This window comes from Bacillus cereus ATCC 14579, from assembly GCF_000007825.1.
Lineage (GTDB): Bacteria > Bacillota > Bacilli > Bacillales > Bacillaceae_G > Bacillus_A > Bacillus_A cereus.
On the sequence record NC_004722.1, the window covers coordinates 4,426,923 to 4,444,199 of the forward strand.

The following is a 17,277-nucleotide window of genomic DNA, read 5'->3' on the forward strand; positions in this document are numbered from 1 at the left end:
CCCGCAATATTTTATCTCTTAGTATTTCCGCGGAGGAACGTAGCTAAACATAAAGAAAAACAGCAATTATAAAAATTGCTGTTTCCCTTTCGCATTATGCAGATGTTTTTGTATCAAGTACAGTACCGTCTTGTAACACCAATTTTGGCGGCTCATTATCAGCTACTGTTTCTTTTGTAAGAATACACTTCTCGATATCTTTACGAGATGGAAGTTCGAACATTACATCAAGCATTAAGCCTTCAATAATAGAACGAAGTCCACGAGCACCCGTTTTACGTTCAATTGCTTTTTTCGCAATTTCGATTAGTGCACCTTCTTCAAACTCTAACTCAACATCGTCAAGCTCCAATAATTTTTGGAATTGCTTAACAAGTGCATTTTTCGGTTTCGTTAAAATATCAACAAGAGCATCTTCATCAAGTGGCTCTAGGTTCGCAATAACTGGAAGACGACCGATAAACTCTGGAATTAAACCAAATCTTAAAAGATCCTCTGGTAATACGTGAGATAAAACATGCTTCTCATTCACATCAGCATTTTTCTTCTCAGAACCAAATCCAATTACTTTTTCACCAAGGCGACGTTTAATAATCGGCTCAATGCCATCAAACGCTCCACCACAAATGAATAAGATATTCGTTGTATCAATTTGAATAAACTCTTGGTGCGGATGCTTACGACCACCTTGAGGTGGAACGCTTGCTACAGTACCTTCTAAAATTTTCAGAAGTGCCTGCTGCACACCTTCACCAGATACATCACGTGTAATTGATGGATTTTCGGACTTACGTGCCACTTTATCAATCTCATCAATATAAATAATTCCTTTTTCCGCTTTCTCTACATCATAATCAGCTGCTTGAATTAATTTTAGTAAGATATTTTCTACATCTTCCCCAACATATCCAGCTTCTGTTAAAGATGTTGCGTCCGCGATTGCAAATGGAACATTTAAAATACGCGCTAAAGTTTGCGCCAGTAATGTTTTACCACTACCTGTTGGCCCGATAAGTGCGATATTACTCTTCGCTAATTCTACATCGTCAATTTTGCTGTTAGAATTAATGCGTTTGTAATGGTTATATACCGCTACCGCTAGTGCTTTTTTCGCGCTATCTTGCCCGATGACATACTCATCTAAGATTTCACGAATTTCTACCGGTTTCGGTACATCTTTGAATTCTACTTCTTCGTCCTTCGCAAGCTCCTCTTGTACAATTTCAGTACAAAGTTCGATACACTCGTCACAAATGTAAACACCTGGACCTGCCACTAACTTTCGAACTTGCGTTTGTGTTTTACCACAGAAAGAACATTTTAATTGCCCTTTTTCATCATTAAATTTAAACATATTTTCACACCCCTTACAAAGTGCTAACCTCTTGCCTTCGTATGTACACGATAAATGTATCGTATGTAAATACATATTATGTCACTACGTGGCGAGAAATACAAATAATATGACTAGTTATGTACAAATAAAAAATTTTTAAAACTTTTGAAATATGTATATTCGACTTGTAAAGGAACTTTTCCTTCTCCATCGAAAAGTTTTATAAATATATTTCTATATTTATAAAACAAGGCACGATTTTAATCGTGCCTTGTTATTTTATTATGCAGCGTTTTCTACTAAGAAGTCTACAGCTTTACGCACTTTAAGATCTTCAGCTAAAGCGTCTACGCTTCCAAGAGCTTGCTTGATAGCGTCTACTGGCATACCGTACATTTCAGCCATTTTTTCAACTTCTGCAGTTACTTCTTCTTCAGTAACTTCGATGTTTTCAGCTTCAATGATAGCTTCAAGAACAAGATTGATTCTTACACGTTTTTGTGCATCTTCTTTCATTTGCTCTTTTAATTTGTCAGCATCAGTACCTGTGAATTGGTAGTAAAGCTCAAGGTTCATACCTTGTTGGCTTAAACGTTGCTCGAATTCACGAACCATACGATCTAACTCAGTGTTGATCATAGCTTCTGGAATTTCGATTTCAGCGTTAGCAGCAGCTAATTCTACTACTTCGTCACGTACTTTGTGCTCAGCTTCGTGCTTTTTGCCTTCTTCTAAGTTTGTGCGAAGTTTTGCTTTTAATTCATCAAGAGTTGCAACCGCTTCGTCTGCTTCTTTAGCGAACTCGTCGTTTAACTCAGGAAGTTCTTTTGTTTTGATTTCGTGAATTGTTACTTTGAATGTTGCTGGTTTGCCAGCTAATTCAGCAGCATGGTACTCTTCTGGGAATGATACTTCAACGTCTTTAGACTCACCAGATTTAAGACCGATTACTTGCTCTTCGAAACCTGGGATGAATGTACCAGAACCGATTGCTAGAGAGTAGTTTTCGCCTTTTCCGCCTTCAAATGCTTCGCCATCAACGAAACCTTCGAAGTCGATTACAGCTGTATCACCGTTTTCAACAGTTCCTTCTTCTTTAACAACTAGTTCAGCTTGACGTTCTTGTAAAGATTTTAATTCGTTCTCTACATCTTCGTCAGTTACAGTTGTTTCAACTTTTTCTACTGCTAAACCTTTGTACTCACCTAATTTAACTTCAGGTTTCACTGTAACTTTTGCAGTGAAGATAAGGTTAGCATTTTTTTCGAACTTCTCGATGTCGATTTCAGGATGATCAACTGGGAAGATACCAGCTTCTTCAATCGCTTCACCGTATGCTTTTGGTAAAATGATATCTAAAGCATCTTGGTATAAAGATTCAATACCAAAGCGTTGTTCGAATAATGGACGAGGCATTTTTCCTTTACGGAAACCTGGTACGTTAATTGTTTTTACTACTTTTTTGAACGCAGCGTCGATAGAGTTGTTTACTTCTTTAGCATCAACTTCGATTGTTAAAACGCCAACGTTACCTTCTAATTTTTCCCATTTTGTAGACATTTATTCTTTCCCTCCAACTATAATAATGTATGCACATACCTCTATAGATTAAGATCTTCATTATCTCTTTTTTGAAATAACAAATACACAAATAATCCTCTAGCAAAAGCTTTCAGATATAATGTTCCAATCTACTAATTGCCCAGAAGACAACTACGGTATATTTTGTTCGAGAATAATATGAAACATATTAAGTAAGAGAATTACACTTCTCTTCTCTTACAAACAGGCAGTTTTCTGCCTTTTGCAACCCTTACATTATAACATAGAATATGCTCGTTTCAAGAACTGAACGATTCTTTTTCATAATTATACGGGCAAATATCCTTCTCTTTCAACACGTAATAACCATTGATAGGCAATATGAAACTCTTCCAATTCGATATTGTATGCTGCCATAAGCTCTTCTTCATCAATAGCCAATCCGAAACGCTTTCTTCCAATTCTCTCTAAAACAGCTGACCAAATCTCTTCTTTATCCATTAATAGAGCAAATGGGAAAACGCTAATTTGCAATTCTTTCCAATATGTAACCATTGCTTCAAATATATCGGGATAATTTTGCTCTAATCGACTTGATAATTTATGTATAATGTTATTGGATTGCTCCTCATTATGACCTGTAAATGCTGGAATTACCTTAATCGTATTCCCAAACTTTTCTACCTCTATTTCCTCTTCTACCTGACTTTCTATCATTTTATACAAAATAGAAGTTTTCAAATAGGGGTGTTGCTCTTCTTCTATTAAAAATTTCTTTAAAACAGGTAATGCAAGATCTAAGTCTTTTAACGAAAGTCGCTGAATCGCTCTTAGCTTCTGTCCAAAGTTTTCTCCAAAAATTTCATTAGTAAACTCATCCAACTCAAAATTTGAATCGACTAGCGATGCATCTCCCTCATTGAGCATACCTTCTGCAAATAAAGCAAGTTGCGCTAATTTTTCCTTTTGATCAGGCATTATATCTTTCGTTTGTAAAACCTTTTCAACAGTTTCAATAACACCTTCATAATCATTTGTTTGAACTAAAATAGTCACGTACGTTTCAAGAATATCACCAAATAAGACAACTCCTGTTTTAAGCAACTGTTCACATTTGTCTTTCGCTTCTTCCATACGTTTTAATTCGAGTAAACAAATAACTGAAGCTAATTCCGTTTGTTCCGTTTCCGCATTATACTGACGTAATATTTCAAAGCAGCGCAATGCATCTTCGAACTTCCGCTCTTTCAGCGCTAAAAAACCTTCATCAATATAGCGCTCTGATAGTTGTGGAAACAATACGACCGTATTTTCTTTTTTATCCATACGTCCGCCTCTTTTTCTTGATTTTAATTATGTTCAAAGTAAATATATCAAATGCGTAATGAGAACACAACATCCCAAAACTATTTGTTTGAAATATAAAAATATTTAATTTTTACATTCCAATACGAATAAATCTCTACTAAAAATTAAAATTGTACAAATAAAAATCCCCAGCAACAAGCGCAGAGGATTCATCATTAATGGAAAGCTTTTATAATTGTGGGGTATATTACAAGGGTAATAATTTGGAGAACAATAATTGCCATAACAATCATGCTAAAATAGAAGATTGGTTTACTTCGCTTCATTAAAAACATAATAATAAGCATCGTACAAGCAAACAAACTTAAGAAGAACAAACTTGTTGTCGAACTAAGTATACCACTTGGGACAAAGAACAATAACACTACACTACAAGTACCTATAATTCCAAATAACCATTCCATTCATTCACTCATTCCCTTTCCCTCTCATGGCTGTTTTCTCTAAGCAATCAAATGTTTCACAACATCAACTACATACGTTAATTTCTCATATGCTACAAATCCAAAAGCAACCGTTAAGCCCGTTACAACTAATCCTTTCATCATTTCTGCCTCCTCGTTTTATCGTTGTTATCTTCATTATAAAAGATTAGCAATTTGTTACCATCGAACTACCTTACAGTTACCTTACAGAATTGTAAGATTTCAAAAGAGGATAGAAAAATACCTCACATAGCTTGAGGTGCTTTCACGGAATTTCTCTATAATCACTTGCAAAATTAACTTTTTTCTCTTGGTTATTTTTCGGAGAATCCAATCTTAAACTAATAGATTTACTAAATAATTTAGGATCAAAATAATTATTCATTACTTTTCTTAACTTACCTTCAGATATTTTCGTATTACAAGAAAACAAAGGATGAAAATCATGTTAATATATTTTTATACAATTAAGAATTTAATTTACAAGGGGGATTATATATGTTTAAAAAAATGGCCGCAGATGTATTAGGACTAAGCGATGTAGGTTCTGTTATTACACCTAAAGACTATGATAAGGTCGATGCCGATGATTATGTAATGCATGAAGATGGAGAGAAAATTTACTTTCTAATTAAATCGAAATCAGATGAATATTGCTTCACAAACAAAGGGTTAATTCACTTAGACGGTACAAGCGCAACAAGTAAAAAACGTACACTACGCCGCTTTCGTTATAGTAAATATCAAATTAAAAACGTAGCACTCGAAACTGCAGGAACGATTGATTTAGATGTAGAAATTAAGTTTCAAATGGGCGATGAACATTACTCAATTGATGTTCATAAAAAACATATTGAAGAATTAAAAGATTTATATAAGGCTTTACTTAAAATCGAAGAAATTTCATACGACAACGATATTACATTACAATATGCACATAAAAGTTTAGATATGGCATCTAATGCCTTTAGCCGCATTTCAAACGCACAAGTAAATTTAGCAGAGCAATTTAAAGAAATGAACGAGATTGCCTTTAACTGGCTTGTTGATACGAAGAAACAATATAATGTGAAAGATTATGGTTTTGTATTTGAGAAGTTTATTAACAACTAAACAGAAAAACTTGTTATCACTAAAATCCAAATAACAATACAATAGATACGTTATTTAACTCCACTTAGATACACTGTTATTTACTTCCTAGAAGAATAAATACACGTCCCTTTCTATCAAAGGACGTGTATTTCACTTGCGTTAATTTATTTATTTTTAACAGAATTCTTCACTACAAATGTAACTATCTGAATTACCTCATTTAAACTAATCCCTTTTTGAACTAATTTGGCAGAAAATGATTGAATTTCCTTTTCCGTAATAACAGAACTTCCCTGCTCATCTATCCATTTCATAGTCTCTCCTAAAATGCTAAGTGCTCTTTTTGCAACAAGCCTTCCAGGAAACATTTTTGCTAAGTCTAAAAACATATCACCTAAACTTTTACTACTAGATTGTATATTTTTTTCCACAGTTCCTGAAGAATTCATTCCCGACTTAGCCGCATACTGTTTTTTATACTTTTTCATCGTTTTTAAATATATAGTTTGCCCTTGTTCACTTATACACTTAAATTGTATAACCTCTAATTTATCAACTGAACTCTCCAATGTCTTTCTATTAACCAATCTTAAATTAAATGGTCCAAAAGAAAATTTCGCATTCACAGGTAAGTCCCTAATTTTATTCTTAACCACTTTATTATGCTCTTCTGTCCAAAGCTTTATATCGAAATTGCGATTCTCGTTTTCTGATTCTTCAAATAACAAATTCACTAAATTAGTTATATAATCAAGATCTTGAATTTTCAACCAGTCCTTATTAATCCAGTCCAATTCATTAATTACACCTAATAAACCACCCACAAGAGACGCTATAGTGTCCGAATCAGCATTTTCAAGATATGCCGATTCCATTATTCCTAACTCAGGATTTGAGGCATACTTGGAAGCTAAATAAATAGAAACAACCGCTGAAACAGTTCCAGCCCCCTGTACTTTACGATCAAAACATCCCATATCCTTTAAAACACTATATGAATCATCAAGTACACCCAGTTTTAAGGCTTTTTTCGCTAAATTTAATAAATCCATCAGTTCTTGAACTGTTTGCTTCCAAATATCTCTGTACTTCCCTTTATAAACCTCTTCAGCATGATTAATCCAATCTGAGATATTATTAACCTCTGGCATCTGTTCCCATTTATCCCTAGCCTCTAATAAATAATCTATTAATTCTCCATACTCTAGAGGCGATTGTTTATTCGCTAAATAATTAATTGCTTCCGCATAAATCAGAGCTCCTAGAAGCGCCCGAGGATGTCCATGAGTATATATTCCGTTTACCACTATTTAAGGCTCGATAATTTCTATCATGAATTTTCTAATAAACATCATGAGGCATAATTCTCATCACAACACCATTTCCCCCTGCCTCAAAGTATGATTTTACCTCTTTATAGTTATTTTTATCTAATTTCCAAGGTAAATTACCTTTACTTAAGCTTTTCGCTGCTCTTTTAGTCGCCCCTCCTCCCCCGCGTTCATAAAGAAGCCAGGCTGGAAGTTCCACTTTCCCAAAATACTTAGACCAATTTTCGCCATAAAGCAAACTTCTAGTAGAGGAAATAAGCAATTGAGTATCATCACTATATTCACCTGATTCAATCGTTTCCTTATGTAAGAAACTTTTCCCACCATTTTTTCTAGTCCAATTCAAAAAACCTAAAACATTCTCACTTAAAGGCTTTTCTATATTATTACCATTAACTTCTTGTGGCCATCCTTTTGCATCCCCAATTACCGCACCTAAGAAAGAACCCATAAATTTTTGTTTGAATTTAATTTTTTGTGGATACAAAATATCTCACTCCTTTTCTAAGAAAAGTTCGGAAGGTCTTTTACCCATTTTAACAGATTTTGTCCAGTTAGTAGAAAAGAGTTCCGGAGAAATAATCCAATCAAAATTTAATTCTCCCTCTAATAAATTCAAATGCGAGATTTTTAGCATTTCAATTTTCACTTGCTCCATACTAGAGACACAAACACCTTTAATGCTCTCCTTAGGTATATTTTTATAAACCATCACCTCAGCTTGACCGTCAGTTGGACAACACGATAACATATTATACGCCCTATTTATTTTAAATTTTCCATCAACAGTTTGAGCGAACATCCCTCTCAACCCTTCATTACCGCTCTTTAAGTATTTACCCTCCCCCGCAGCCGCATTTCTATGGCAAAACAAAGTGTTTTCTTCAAGCATAACTAGAGGATCTATAAATAAAACAACCCAATCTCGAAAGTTAGGATCACGCAATTTTACTTTATCCAAATACCATGTATTCGGATATTCTATAGAGCAGCTGATATAATCCTCTTTACCGTCCAAACGTAAATTATCATTCTTAGACATTATACCAATCTCTTCTTCATCCCCAAGAAAATTATTAGCCACAACCCCTAAATCGTTTTGAATAATGTGGATAAAACTCCTCGAATTAGTAAAATGACATAACCTTGTAATACCACGCTTTTCAATTTCCAACTTTATTTGCTCTCTCATATTTCAGTCACCTGCAACAATTCTTCGTCTACTGGAATTAAATCTGTTATTTCATTAGAGTAAGAAATAATTAATGTGTATTTCGCTCTAGTTACCCCAACATAAATTAACTTAACATCTTCTCTCTTCGCTTCACCTTCACCTTCAAGTGCCAATATTCGTTCTTTATCGGGCATAACTTCCTTTTCACAAAAAGGCATTAATACTACGTCAAACTCTAATCCTTTTGCCGAATGATAGGTCCCAATTGAAACTCCCGGTGCACCATTCCATTTATTCATATCCTTTTTTATCACCTGACTTTGAATCCCTTGCTCCAAAAGCCTCTCCTCAAGTAAATTAACCATCCCTCTTGTTCTCACCAAAACAGCTACAGTCTGATTCTTTCTTGCCCCATTTACCCAATCTATTACTTGTTTTATTTCCTTATCCATACCTTCAAATTTTACCAAGGCAGGTTTGGCGCCCAACGCTTTTCTTGTCATAGGTTTTACAATATCAGGTGCTCCGGTATAATATTCGGAACTAGAAATCGCGAAAGCTAAATCTGCGATATGCTTAGAATTTCTATGATTCTCTTTAAATTCTTCAATTTTTTTGGGTTTAAGCCCTGCAAATCTCCAACTTAACCCTTGACCATATATTTGCTGAGCAACATCTCCAAAAAACGTCAGACTCCCCCCCTTAGGTACAGCAGCTGCTAAAGATTGTAACATCACTGGTGAAAAATCCTGTCCTTCATCTATAATAATATGTTTATACATTCGTTCCCTCGTATCAACATTAAACTCTTCCCTTACAAAATAAGCCATATCGTCCCAATCATATTTGTATCCCCTCTCCTCACGAATCTTCAAATATTCCTGATAAACCTCAAAGAAATACCTTCTTTTATCTCTATTAATTCTTGTTCCAATTCTTCCAGTCCTAGTGATTTTCTCATACTTTCCTAAATCTTCAATCCCCATTCTTTGTAACCATTGGATTTCCTCATAAAACACTACTTCTTCTCGTTCAAAAGTTACTTCCTTAGGATATTTTTGCTTCACCAAATCTTTTGCTGCTTTTATCATCGATAACTTTTGATTATCCCATTTGAAATTCGGTACTATATCATTTCTTCCTAATTTTCCTCTACTATTTAAATACCCTCTCGCAAACGAATGGTAGTTTCGAACATCTACATTTTTCAACTCATTCTTTGCAAAACTATTTAAATATGTTACCAAAGCTTTATTAAAAGTTAACAATAAAGTTTTCTCCTCATCAATACAATATCCTCGAGATAACATAGATGCTCTAAGAATCGCTAAAGTTGTTTTACCGCTTCCCGCTGTACCTAATACCACAAAGTGCCCCTCCGCTGGAAAAGATAAAACATCACATTGCTGTCCCACTGGTGTAGGAAGTGCCATAATAATTCCCCTTTCGTCTCTTTAATTTATTCACCTTTACTTAATTTACCATATCAGAACAACTATATATACTACTTTAAATGTTTTCGAACTCAAAATTATCTATCAAAACAACAACGAATACCAAATAACTAATCCTCTTCACAAATAAAAAAACAATGGAAAATCTAATTTTCCATTGTTTTTCTAAAAATTTTTATCGAATAGCGTCATTTGTATTTGCCCATCATTGATATCAGTATCTTTCTCATTTACTTTTTCTTCACTTTCAGAGTCAGTCATTTTAATTTTTTTCCCCTCACCTAAAACCTCCATATATTGATCAACCGAACTCAAAACATACTGAAGCTTATCAGCCTTATGCAAAGAAACATATAAAGCCAGCGCTCTCGCTTGGCAATTTATAGATTTTTTAGGGTTAAATTCAATATCAGAAAAGGCACTATATTCCAAAACACAAGAACCTAATTTTTGTTGCCTAGCTAGTGCATTTATATATAACCAATCATAAAAAGCCGTTTTAGGACATAAAGGCCATTCACGATTAAAATATCTAAAACTAATTAGATTCCCGCTATTTTTCAACCTCACATCTTTTTTTGCCTCCTTCGCTGTACAATATAACAAATCTAAGAAAGGGCCTCCAAATTCAAATACTTTACTTGCTTGAAATGCGTTTTCAACACTAAAGTTTTTACCATTTTTTAATTCTATCTTGAGATTAAATGCACTTAACGCTCTCCCCAAATCACTTTCTGATTTACTGGATACTTCCAAAACACTCTCCAATCTATTTTCACTTAAAAAACTTTCATGCATTGCATTTATGGATTTCCTTTTTTGCGCTACTGAAAAACCACAATAATATTTAAAATTCACATTCACTTCATCAATACAATTATTTTTGTAAGGATTTGACACAAATATCGGTTATATAGCCACTTTTATCTCCTACCATTCTTAATATATACCCTTTTTAATTATGCTTTAATTTAAACCTAAATTTAACCAACCAAAAAAGGTTGATACATATTAATATGTATCACCCTTTAAAATTTAGCGCACCAGGAGAAATTCGAGCTCCCGCTCCGCCCATTTCCGTACTATTTTATATATTTTGATCGCAGTCTTAATATATCTTCTCCTTCGCGAATGCCTGCCGATCCCTTCCTCACATTTTTTACGACAGTCCAATTCGGGTTAGTTTCATCACCGATGTTCTGTACTGTAAAATTGCCATCACCATATTTTCGGTGGCCTTCTGCCAATTTCTCCGTTAAATCATTCTCATTTGATCTCGCCATCTTTGCGCCATCTCCCTTTTTTATACGACCTTCTTAAACCATCTAACCAATCACAGGTCCAGTCAATTGGAGATTCTCATTTTCCGCTTCTATTAATTGTAACACACTGCCGGGGATAAGTTCCGATAACTGCTGCTCAACCGTACTAGAATGGTAAAGAATTTTATAATATTGCAAGTAAACAATTAAGAGAATCTGGATATGGATTTGAGTTCCATCATAAACCTATTAATTCTTTAAATTAAATAAGATGAATAGGGCGCATAAATGGCGCTCTTTTTATTTAAGAAAAAAAGTACATATGCAACTGCTTAATATCAAAGGAAAGGTCGCAAATATTAAGCATGAACTACACTTATAACCCAAACATCAAATTTTAGACAAACAAAAAACCTTGTTATCTTTTGATAACAAGGTTTTTTTAGCGTCCCAGGAGAGATTCGAACTCCCGACCGTACGCTTAGAAGGCGTATGCTCTATCCGGCTGAGCTACTGGGACATGGAGCGGGTGAAGAGAATCGAACTCTCGACCAGAGCTTGGAAGGCTCTTGTTTTACCACTAAACTACACCCGCATATGTTATTTTCTTTTCTTCGTTAGCGCCGTTGCCCTATCGACAATATTTATTATATGTATAACCACACATAAAGTCAACACCTTTTTTAAAAGAGGATAAATTTTCTTATCCTCTTTTAAAAACTGCCTGTTCAACTAGTTGTCCGTCTAACGTTTCAAAACGAACTTCCATTTGATTTTCATCCATTTCTAATAAAGCAAATGTCTTTTCTACACGCTGACGTGGTAATAAAATACTGCCTGGATTAATAAATAAAACGCCCTCGATTAATTCCGCACCTAATACGTGAGAATGTCCGAAGCATGCAACTTGCGCTCCCACTTCTTCAGCATGGTACGCTAGCGTTTGTAATGTCATTTTTACATTATGTCGATGCCCATGTACAACTAAGAAGCGAATTCCATCTACATCAGTTACAATTTCATCTTGAAAGTTAGCATAATCACAATTTCCTTTTACAACATGGAAACCTTGCAGCTCTTCATGAGCAGGTGTTAGCTCTGAATCACCGCAATGAATCATGATATCTACTTTCCCTTCATACTTCTCTTTTAACTGCTGTAATTCCTTCACAGAGCTATGACTATCGCTTACGATTAAAGCTTTCATCAATCTCTCTCCCTTATTCTCCTAAAAACCATTCAGGGATTTTTTCTTCTAGCTTACGAAGAGCACGTCCGCGGTGACTAATAGCATTTTTTTCATCTGAACTTAATTCCGCCATTGCTTTTTTGTATTCTTCCACATAAAAGATCGGATCGTATCCAAAGCCATTTTCTCCGCGGCGTTGTTCTAAAATAAATCCTTCACATGTCCCGTTTACAATGACAGGCTTTTTATCACCTTCAGGGAAAGCTACTGCTAATGCACAGTAGAAGCGAGCTTTACGCTTATCAAACGGTATTTCATTTAATTCTTGTAAAACTTTATCAATATTCGCTTGATCATCTTTTGGCTCTCCAGCAAAACGAGCTGAATACACGCCTGGTTTCCCGTTTAACGCATCTACAATAAGACCTGAATCATCCGCAATTACAATTGCATTCAACTGTCTACTCAAACTATCCGCTTTTAAGATCGCATTTTCTTCAAATGTTTCACCAGTTTCTTCAACTTCTTCAATATGAGGAAAATCGTGTAATGATTTCACTTCTAAATCAAATCGCTCAAATAACTCAGCAAATTCACGTACTTTCCCCATATTTTTTGTCGCTACAACAACTTGTTTCATACTTTCCACCTCTACTCTATATGAGATACGATGTCACCTAACGCTTCTTTTTGCATATCAATCAGTTGGAAAATGCCTTGTTCTGCTGCATCAAGTAATTCATTTAACTGCGCTCTACTAAACGTCGCTTCTTCTCCAGTTCCTTGCACTTCAACAAACTGACCTTTTCCAGTCATAATTACATTCATATCAACGTCTGCTTTAGAATCTTCTGCATAGTTTAAATCTAAAACAACACCTTGCTCTTCAACAATCCCTACTGACGTTGCTGCTAAATAATCTTTTACTGGAATTTTAGATACTTTTTCTGCTTGTAATAACTTCTCAAACGCTAATACCATCGCTACGTATGCACCTGTAATAGAAGCTGTTCTCGTTCCACCATCTGCTTGGATGACATCACAGTCAATCCAAACTGTTCTCTCGCCAAGCGCTTCTAAATCAACTACCGCACGTAATGCTCGTCCAATTAAGCGCTGGATTTCCATTGTACGCCCTGTTACTTTCCCTTTGCTTGACTCCCTAATCGTACGTTGTTCTGTTGCACGCGGAATCATCGCGTATTCAGCTGTTACCCATCCTTTTCCTTCTCCACGCATAAACGGTGGTACACGCTCTTCAATTGTTGCTGAGCAAATCACCTTTGTATCCCCAACTTCAATTAATACAGATCCCTCTGGATGTTTTAAATAATTCGTATGAATATGTATATGGCGTAATTCTGTTTTCTCTCTACCATCTACTCGCATAAAAATAACCTCCTCTTAATTACTACTCGTTAGTATAGCCAAATTTAAATGTATGATATGTATACAATAAAAGAAGGAGAACCCAAAAAGCAATTCTCCTTTCTTACTTAAGTATATCAAATTATTGACGATTAAAAACTACCTGTATTCACGTTTTCTGGACGATCTACAGGTTTTATTAACTTTCCGCCCTTTTCATCTATAAGATTTGCTTTTCCATTCACTTCAATAGAAATATTTTTCACACCTTTCTTTTCTGTTAAAGATAAAACTAACGACTTCAATACGTAATTTGAGATCATATTTTTATCTGGGTTTACAAATATATTTTCATTAAAGTTTAATGTAAGATTTCCGTCTTGTAATTTCGGATTCGTAATAAGCTTAACGCCTGGATTAAAATCATTCAGGAGCGATTGATGGATCGGACCTTTTACAAGTTCATCTATAATTGTTGCATAGTCATTTTCTTTACCTTCCGCAACGCGGCGTGTGACTGGTACGTAGTATTGCTGTTTATTATTATTTTGCGCCATAAAATACAGTGTGACTGGTTTTGTATTTGTTACATCTGCTACTTGTTCATCATCGAAGTTAATACCATTTGCACGGCTCACTCCTTCACCAAGCGGTGTACCACCAACCGGCATCTTTGCCAATTTCTCACCATTTATTTGGAACTGCACTTGTTTTATCTCTGTAAATTGCGTCAACGTCCAAGCTATAGATTCAACGATTTGACGCTCTTCTTCTTTCGCATAGTTTTTCATTTCTTTAGAGAAATCAATAACTGCCGTTCCGTCCTTTTTCAAATCTAAGGTCATCGTTGTATTCGCCGGAATGACTGCACGAAACCCATTCGGTAATAAATTCGTTACCGGTCCATCTTTCACAAGGTATTCTAACGTTTGCTTCACAGTCTCATTTGCTTTCGGAGTAGGTATAGCTAACGTTTGTGGTACAACATAACCATTTTTATCAACAAGGTATAGTTCTCTATTTACCATTTGCCCTTGCTTATCTTTTTTAGCTACTTCTTTCTTCCCACCCTCTGTATACGTAACTTGTTTTGGCGGATCAATTTGTTCAGTTGCTTTCTCTTGATTTATAAAGCCACACCCTGTTAGTAAAACAGCACTCACAGTAGCACCAACAACCCATTTAAAAGTGGATTTAGGCATACCATTCCCCCCTAAAATCTAAGTTTGTACTATTATGTATACGAGCTGTTTCACGTTTTAGAACAAGCTGCGCCTCTTATAAATTGAAACTTTAATCAACAGGGGTCTTACTCCCCAGCAAATAGCAAGATAAAACAAAAACTCCTGATTTCTCAGGAGCTCACTTATATAAATTCTACTATTATTCTTTTTCTAAATGAATATGCTTCACATTTTCAATCGGTTGACCGAACCATTTTGATGCAATTTCTTTAAACAAGCCTATTTTTCCTGTTGTTAAGAAGAGATGATCGCTTTGTTCTTCTCCTTCATTCAACATTTTACTATGATATAAGATTGTACTTACTTCACGTGCTGTTTCATCACCAGAACTAATTAGTTGCACTTTATCTCCCATTACTTTTTTAATAACAGGTCCTAAAATCGGATAATGTGTACACCCTAATATAAGTGTATCAATATCGGTACTTTTCAGTGGTTGCAACGTTTCTCTTACAACTTCATACGCCATTTCACTTTCGAAATTCCCACTCTCTACAAGTTCAACGAAAGGTGGACAAGCTAAACTTTCTACCATAACACGGTTATTAATAGACTTTAACGCCTCTTCGTATGCACCACTTTTCACCGTTCCAATCGTTCCAATAATCCCAACGTGATACGTGTTTGTCACTTTTAAAGCTGTACGTGATCCTGGGTGAATAACTCCTACTACTGGAATTGGTAATTGTTTTTGCATCTCTTCTAATACAACTGCAGTTGCTGTATTACACGCAATAACTAACATTTTAATATTTAAGTCTAGTAAATGCTCTGTCATTTCCCACGTAAATTGACGTACTTCTTCTCGAGAACGTGGACCATAAGGACAACGTGCTGTATCTCCTAAATATATGATACGCTCTTTCGGCAACTGACGAATTAATTCCTTCGCTACTGTTAAACCGCCAACTCCTGAATCGATAACACCGATTGCTCTATTCAACTTCATCACCCGTTTTCTCATTCATCATCTTTTATGTTTATCATTATATTTTACACACTTTAAGTTCGCTCACTTCAAATGCTTCTGTATGAAAATTTTCATTTTCCCATGTATAGACTAGGACCTTTTTTATTTTGCTCCTTTTTTTCGTAATTTGCAAGATAGAAAAATAACCGACCTTCTATAAGAAAGTCGGTTTCTTCTATATAAAGTGCATATTCATTGCTCCATCTTTTTTTGAAAAGAAGACATTCCCATTAATAAGAAGAAATGAGCAGCAATTAAAATGACGATCAAAATAAAATTCAATCGATAACTATTTGTAGATTCCATAATTTTGCTCGCTACAGCTGGTCCAAATGCCATACCGAAAAAGTTAATTAAATTATATAAACCAAGACCGACTCCAACTTTAGCTGGATTTAATGTTTTCGGGATAAATGTGTTTAATGATACTTGAATTGCCGAATAACTCATAAATGTTAAAATAACCGCAAATAAAATAAAGAGTAAGTTCCCGTCCGGAATAATCCCTAAAATTAAAAAGCCAATGATCATAACTACAGAAGCTACATACATCATCTTCACATTCCCAAACGAAGGAATAATCTTTCCGGTAATAAAACTAGATACAATACCAAAGAGAGATGCAATAAACAATACAATTCCAATAACGAATGGAGACAATCCATGTCCTCTTCCTAACAGTAATGGTAATAATAATAAACTGGCACATAACGCCACATTAATGATAAATCCGACCGCTATTAAACGAAGTAATGGTTTATTTGTAAATAACTCAATATCAATAAACGGCGACTCCGTTCTCTTCATATGAGCCTTAAATAAAAATAGAAAAACAACAGATAACACAAAAAGCCAACTATTAATATTAACTCCTAATAAAATGGTCGTAATCAATACAAATAATAAAACTGCTCCAATGAAATCAAAGCGAAACACTTCATCTGTATGTCGCGCCTCTTCTGGCATAAATTTTACGAGTAAGAAAATACCAATCATTGAAATAACCATAAATAAAAATAAATACGGCCACCCTAACGTATTTGTAATTGCCCCACCTACTAAAGGTCCAATACCAACCGCTAATGCAATAGAAGAACTAATCATTGCTAACGCACCTGGTTTTTTAGCTGGAGCAACTAATTTCGCCACCGCAATCATACTAAGCGCAATAAACGCTGCTCCGCCGCTCGCCTGCACTAACCTTGCGAAAATGATAATTTCATAAGATTGATTCACAAATCCAACAATAGAACCAGCTACAAATATGATAATAGAAATAATTAATAGTCTTTTTACACTGTAACGATCAGCCAGCTTTCCATATATTATCGAACCAATACCGACAACTAAGGAATACCCTACTACAACCCAGCTTACTTTCGATTGACTAATTGATAAATCATTGGCAATATCCTCTAGCGCTACATTAAATAACACAGCGTTCATCGGTCCTAACAAAACAATAAAACATAATGTAAAAACAAACCATTTCGAATGGTTTCTTATATCTTTCCCCATG

Annotated in this window: 17 protein-coding genes, 2 tRNA genes and 1 pseudogene; 2 read left to right on the forward strand and 18 right to left on the reverse strand. The window is 35.0% G+C overall.

The genetic code is table 11. The features are described 5' to 3' along the window. Window positions 1–94: 94 nt before the first annotated feature. The 4 genes from clpX to BC_RS22375 all read right to left on the reverse strand — a co-directional run bounded on the left by clpX (window position 95) and on the right by BC_RS22375 (window position 4,650). The gene (gene clpX, locus BC_RS22360; protein ID WP_000472289.1) at window positions 95–1,354 is read right to left on the reverse strand and encodes an ATP-dependent protease ATP-binding subunit ClpX; all 1,260 of its coding nucleotides are present in this window, start codon (window positions 1,352–1,354) and stop codon (window positions 95–97) included. Window positions 1,355–1,618: 264 nt separating this feature from the next. Then, on the reverse strand, window positions 1,619–2,896 hold the full coding sequence (gene tig, locus BC_RS22365; RefSeq protein WP_000105215.1) for a trigger factor: 1,278 nt from the start codon (window positions 2,894–2,896) through the stop codon (window positions 1,619–1,621). A 309-nt stretch (window positions 2,897–3,205) separates the two neighbouring features. Then, window positions 3,206–4,204, reverse strand: coding sequence for a hypothetical protein (locus BC_RS22370; protein ID WP_000358277.1), 999 nt, complete (start codon window positions 4,202–4,204; stop codon window positions 3,206–3,208). 197 nt (window positions 4,205–4,401) lie between these two features. Next, window positions 4,402–4,650, reverse strand: coding sequence for a hypothetical protein (locus tag BC_RS22375; protein WP_001983650.1), 249 nt, complete (start codon window positions 4,648–4,650; stop codon window positions 4,402–4,404). 519 nt (window positions 4,651–5,169) lie between these two features. Here BC_RS22375 and BC_RS22380 point away from each other — a divergent pair. Further along, complete coding sequence (locus BC_RS22380; RefSeq protein WP_000473863.1) at window positions 5,170–5,784, forward strand: PH domain-containing protein; 615 nt, start codon at window positions 5,170–5,172, stop codon at window positions 5,782–5,784. Between the two features lie 146 nt (window positions 5,785–5,930). On the opposite strand, the gene BC_RS22385 is transcribed toward BC_RS22380, so the two are convergent. The 6 genes from BC_RS22385 to BC_RS22410 all read right to left on the reverse strand — a co-directional run bounded on the left by BC_RS22385 (window position 5,931) and on the right by BC_RS22410 (window position 11,008). Beyond that, window positions 5,931–7,073, reverse strand: a complete 1,143-nt coding sequence (locus BC_RS22385) for an ADP-ribosylglycohydrolase family protein (protein WP_164928336.1) — start codon at window positions 7,071–7,073, stop codon at window positions 5,931–5,933. 34 nt (window positions 7,074–7,107) lie between these two features. Beyond that, a complete protein-coding gene (locus tag BC_RS22390; RefSeq protein WP_011110397.1) occupies window positions 7,108–7,584 on the reverse strand; it encodes an ADP-ribosylglycohydrolase family protein in 477 nt (158 codons plus the stop codon). A gap of 6 nt (window positions 7,585–7,590) precedes the next feature. Continuing rightward, entirely contained in the window at window positions 7,591–8,289 is a 699-nt protein-coding gene (locus tag BC_RS22395; RefSeq protein WP_001209081.1) for a DUF4433 domain-containing protein, read from the reverse strand. Next, the gene (locus tag BC_RS22400) at window positions 8,286–9,704 is read right to left on the reverse strand and encodes a 3'-5' exonuclease (RefSeq protein WP_001207706.1); all 1,419 of its coding nucleotides are present in this window, start codon (window positions 9,702–9,704) and stop codon (window positions 8,286–8,288) included. Before BC_RS22400 ends, BC_RS22395 begins: the two co-directional genes overlap by 4 nt. A 186-nt stretch (window positions 9,705–9,890) precedes the next feature. After that, window positions 9,891–10,625 carry a DarT1-associated NADAR antitoxin family protein gene (locus BC_RS22405; RefSeq protein WP_000070401.1) on the reverse strand — a complete coding sequence of 245 codons (735 nt, stop codon included), beginning with the start codon at window positions 10,623–10,625 and terminating at the stop codon, window positions 9,891–9,893. 182 nt (window positions 10,626–10,807) lie between these two features. Continuing rightward, complete coding sequence (locus tag BC_RS22410) at window positions 10,808–11,008, reverse strand: hypothetical protein (protein ID WP_000124460.1); 201 nt, start codon at window positions 11,006–11,008, stop codon at window positions 10,808–10,810. A gap of 152 nt (window positions 11,009–11,160) precedes the next feature. On the opposite strand from BC_RS22410, the pseudogene BC_RS28475 reads away from it, so the two are divergent. Then, window positions 11,161–11,253, forward strand: a pseudogene (locus tag BC_RS28475) (DUF6572 domain-containing protein); the annotation flags it as partial. Window positions 11,254–11,433: 180 nt separating this feature from the next. Here the strand turns inward: BC_RS28475 and BC_RS22415 are convergent. The 8 genes from BC_RS22415 to BC_RS22450 all read right to left on the reverse strand — a co-directional run bounded on the left by BC_RS22415 (window position 11,434) and on the right by BC_RS22450 (window position 17,276). Next, a tRNA-Arg gene (locus BC_RS22415) sits at window positions 11,434–11,507 on the reverse strand. A 1-nt stretch (window position 11,508) separates the two neighbouring features. Next, window positions 11,509–11,582, reverse strand: a tRNA-Gly gene (locus BC_RS22420). 108 nt (window positions 11,583–11,690) lie between these two features. Next, on the reverse strand, window positions 11,691–12,194 hold the full coding sequence (locus tag BC_RS22425) for a metallophosphoesterase (RefSeq protein WP_000645488.1): 504 nt from the start codon (window positions 12,192–12,194) through the stop codon (window positions 11,691–11,693). A 13-nt stretch (window positions 12,195–12,207) separates the two neighbouring features. Beyond that, window positions 12,208–12,816, reverse strand: coding sequence for an XTP/dITP diphosphatase (locus BC_RS22430; RefSeq protein ID WP_000815939.1), 609 nt, complete (start codon window positions 12,814–12,816; stop codon window positions 12,208–12,210). A gap of 11 nt (window positions 12,817–12,827) precedes the next feature. Further along, a complete protein-coding gene (gene rph, locus BC_RS22435; protein ID WP_001261765.1) occupies window positions 12,828–13,565 on the reverse strand; it encodes a ribonuclease PH in 738 nt (245 codons plus the stop codon). A 131-nt stretch (window positions 13,566–13,696) separates the two neighbouring features. Further along, window positions 13,697–14,746 carry a spore germination protein GerM gene (gene gerM, locus BC_RS22440; RefSeq protein WP_001126748.1) on the reverse strand — a complete coding sequence of 350 codons (1,050 nt, stop codon included), beginning with the start codon at window positions 14,744–14,746 and terminating at the stop codon, window positions 13,697–13,699. 181 nt (window positions 14,747–14,927) lie between these two features. Beyond that, window positions 14,928–15,737, reverse strand: coding sequence for a glutamate racemase (gene racE / locus BC_RS22445; protein WP_000774005.1), 810 nt, complete (start codon window positions 15,735–15,737; stop codon window positions 14,928–14,930). 213 nt (window positions 15,738–15,950) lie between these two features. Continuing rightward, on the reverse strand, window positions 15,951–17,276 hold the full coding sequence (locus BC_RS22450) for an MFS transporter (RefSeq protein ID WP_000513857.1): 1,326 nt from the start codon (window positions 17,274–17,276) through the stop codon (window positions 15,951–15,953). Between the last annotated feature and the right edge of the window lies 1 nt (window position 17,277).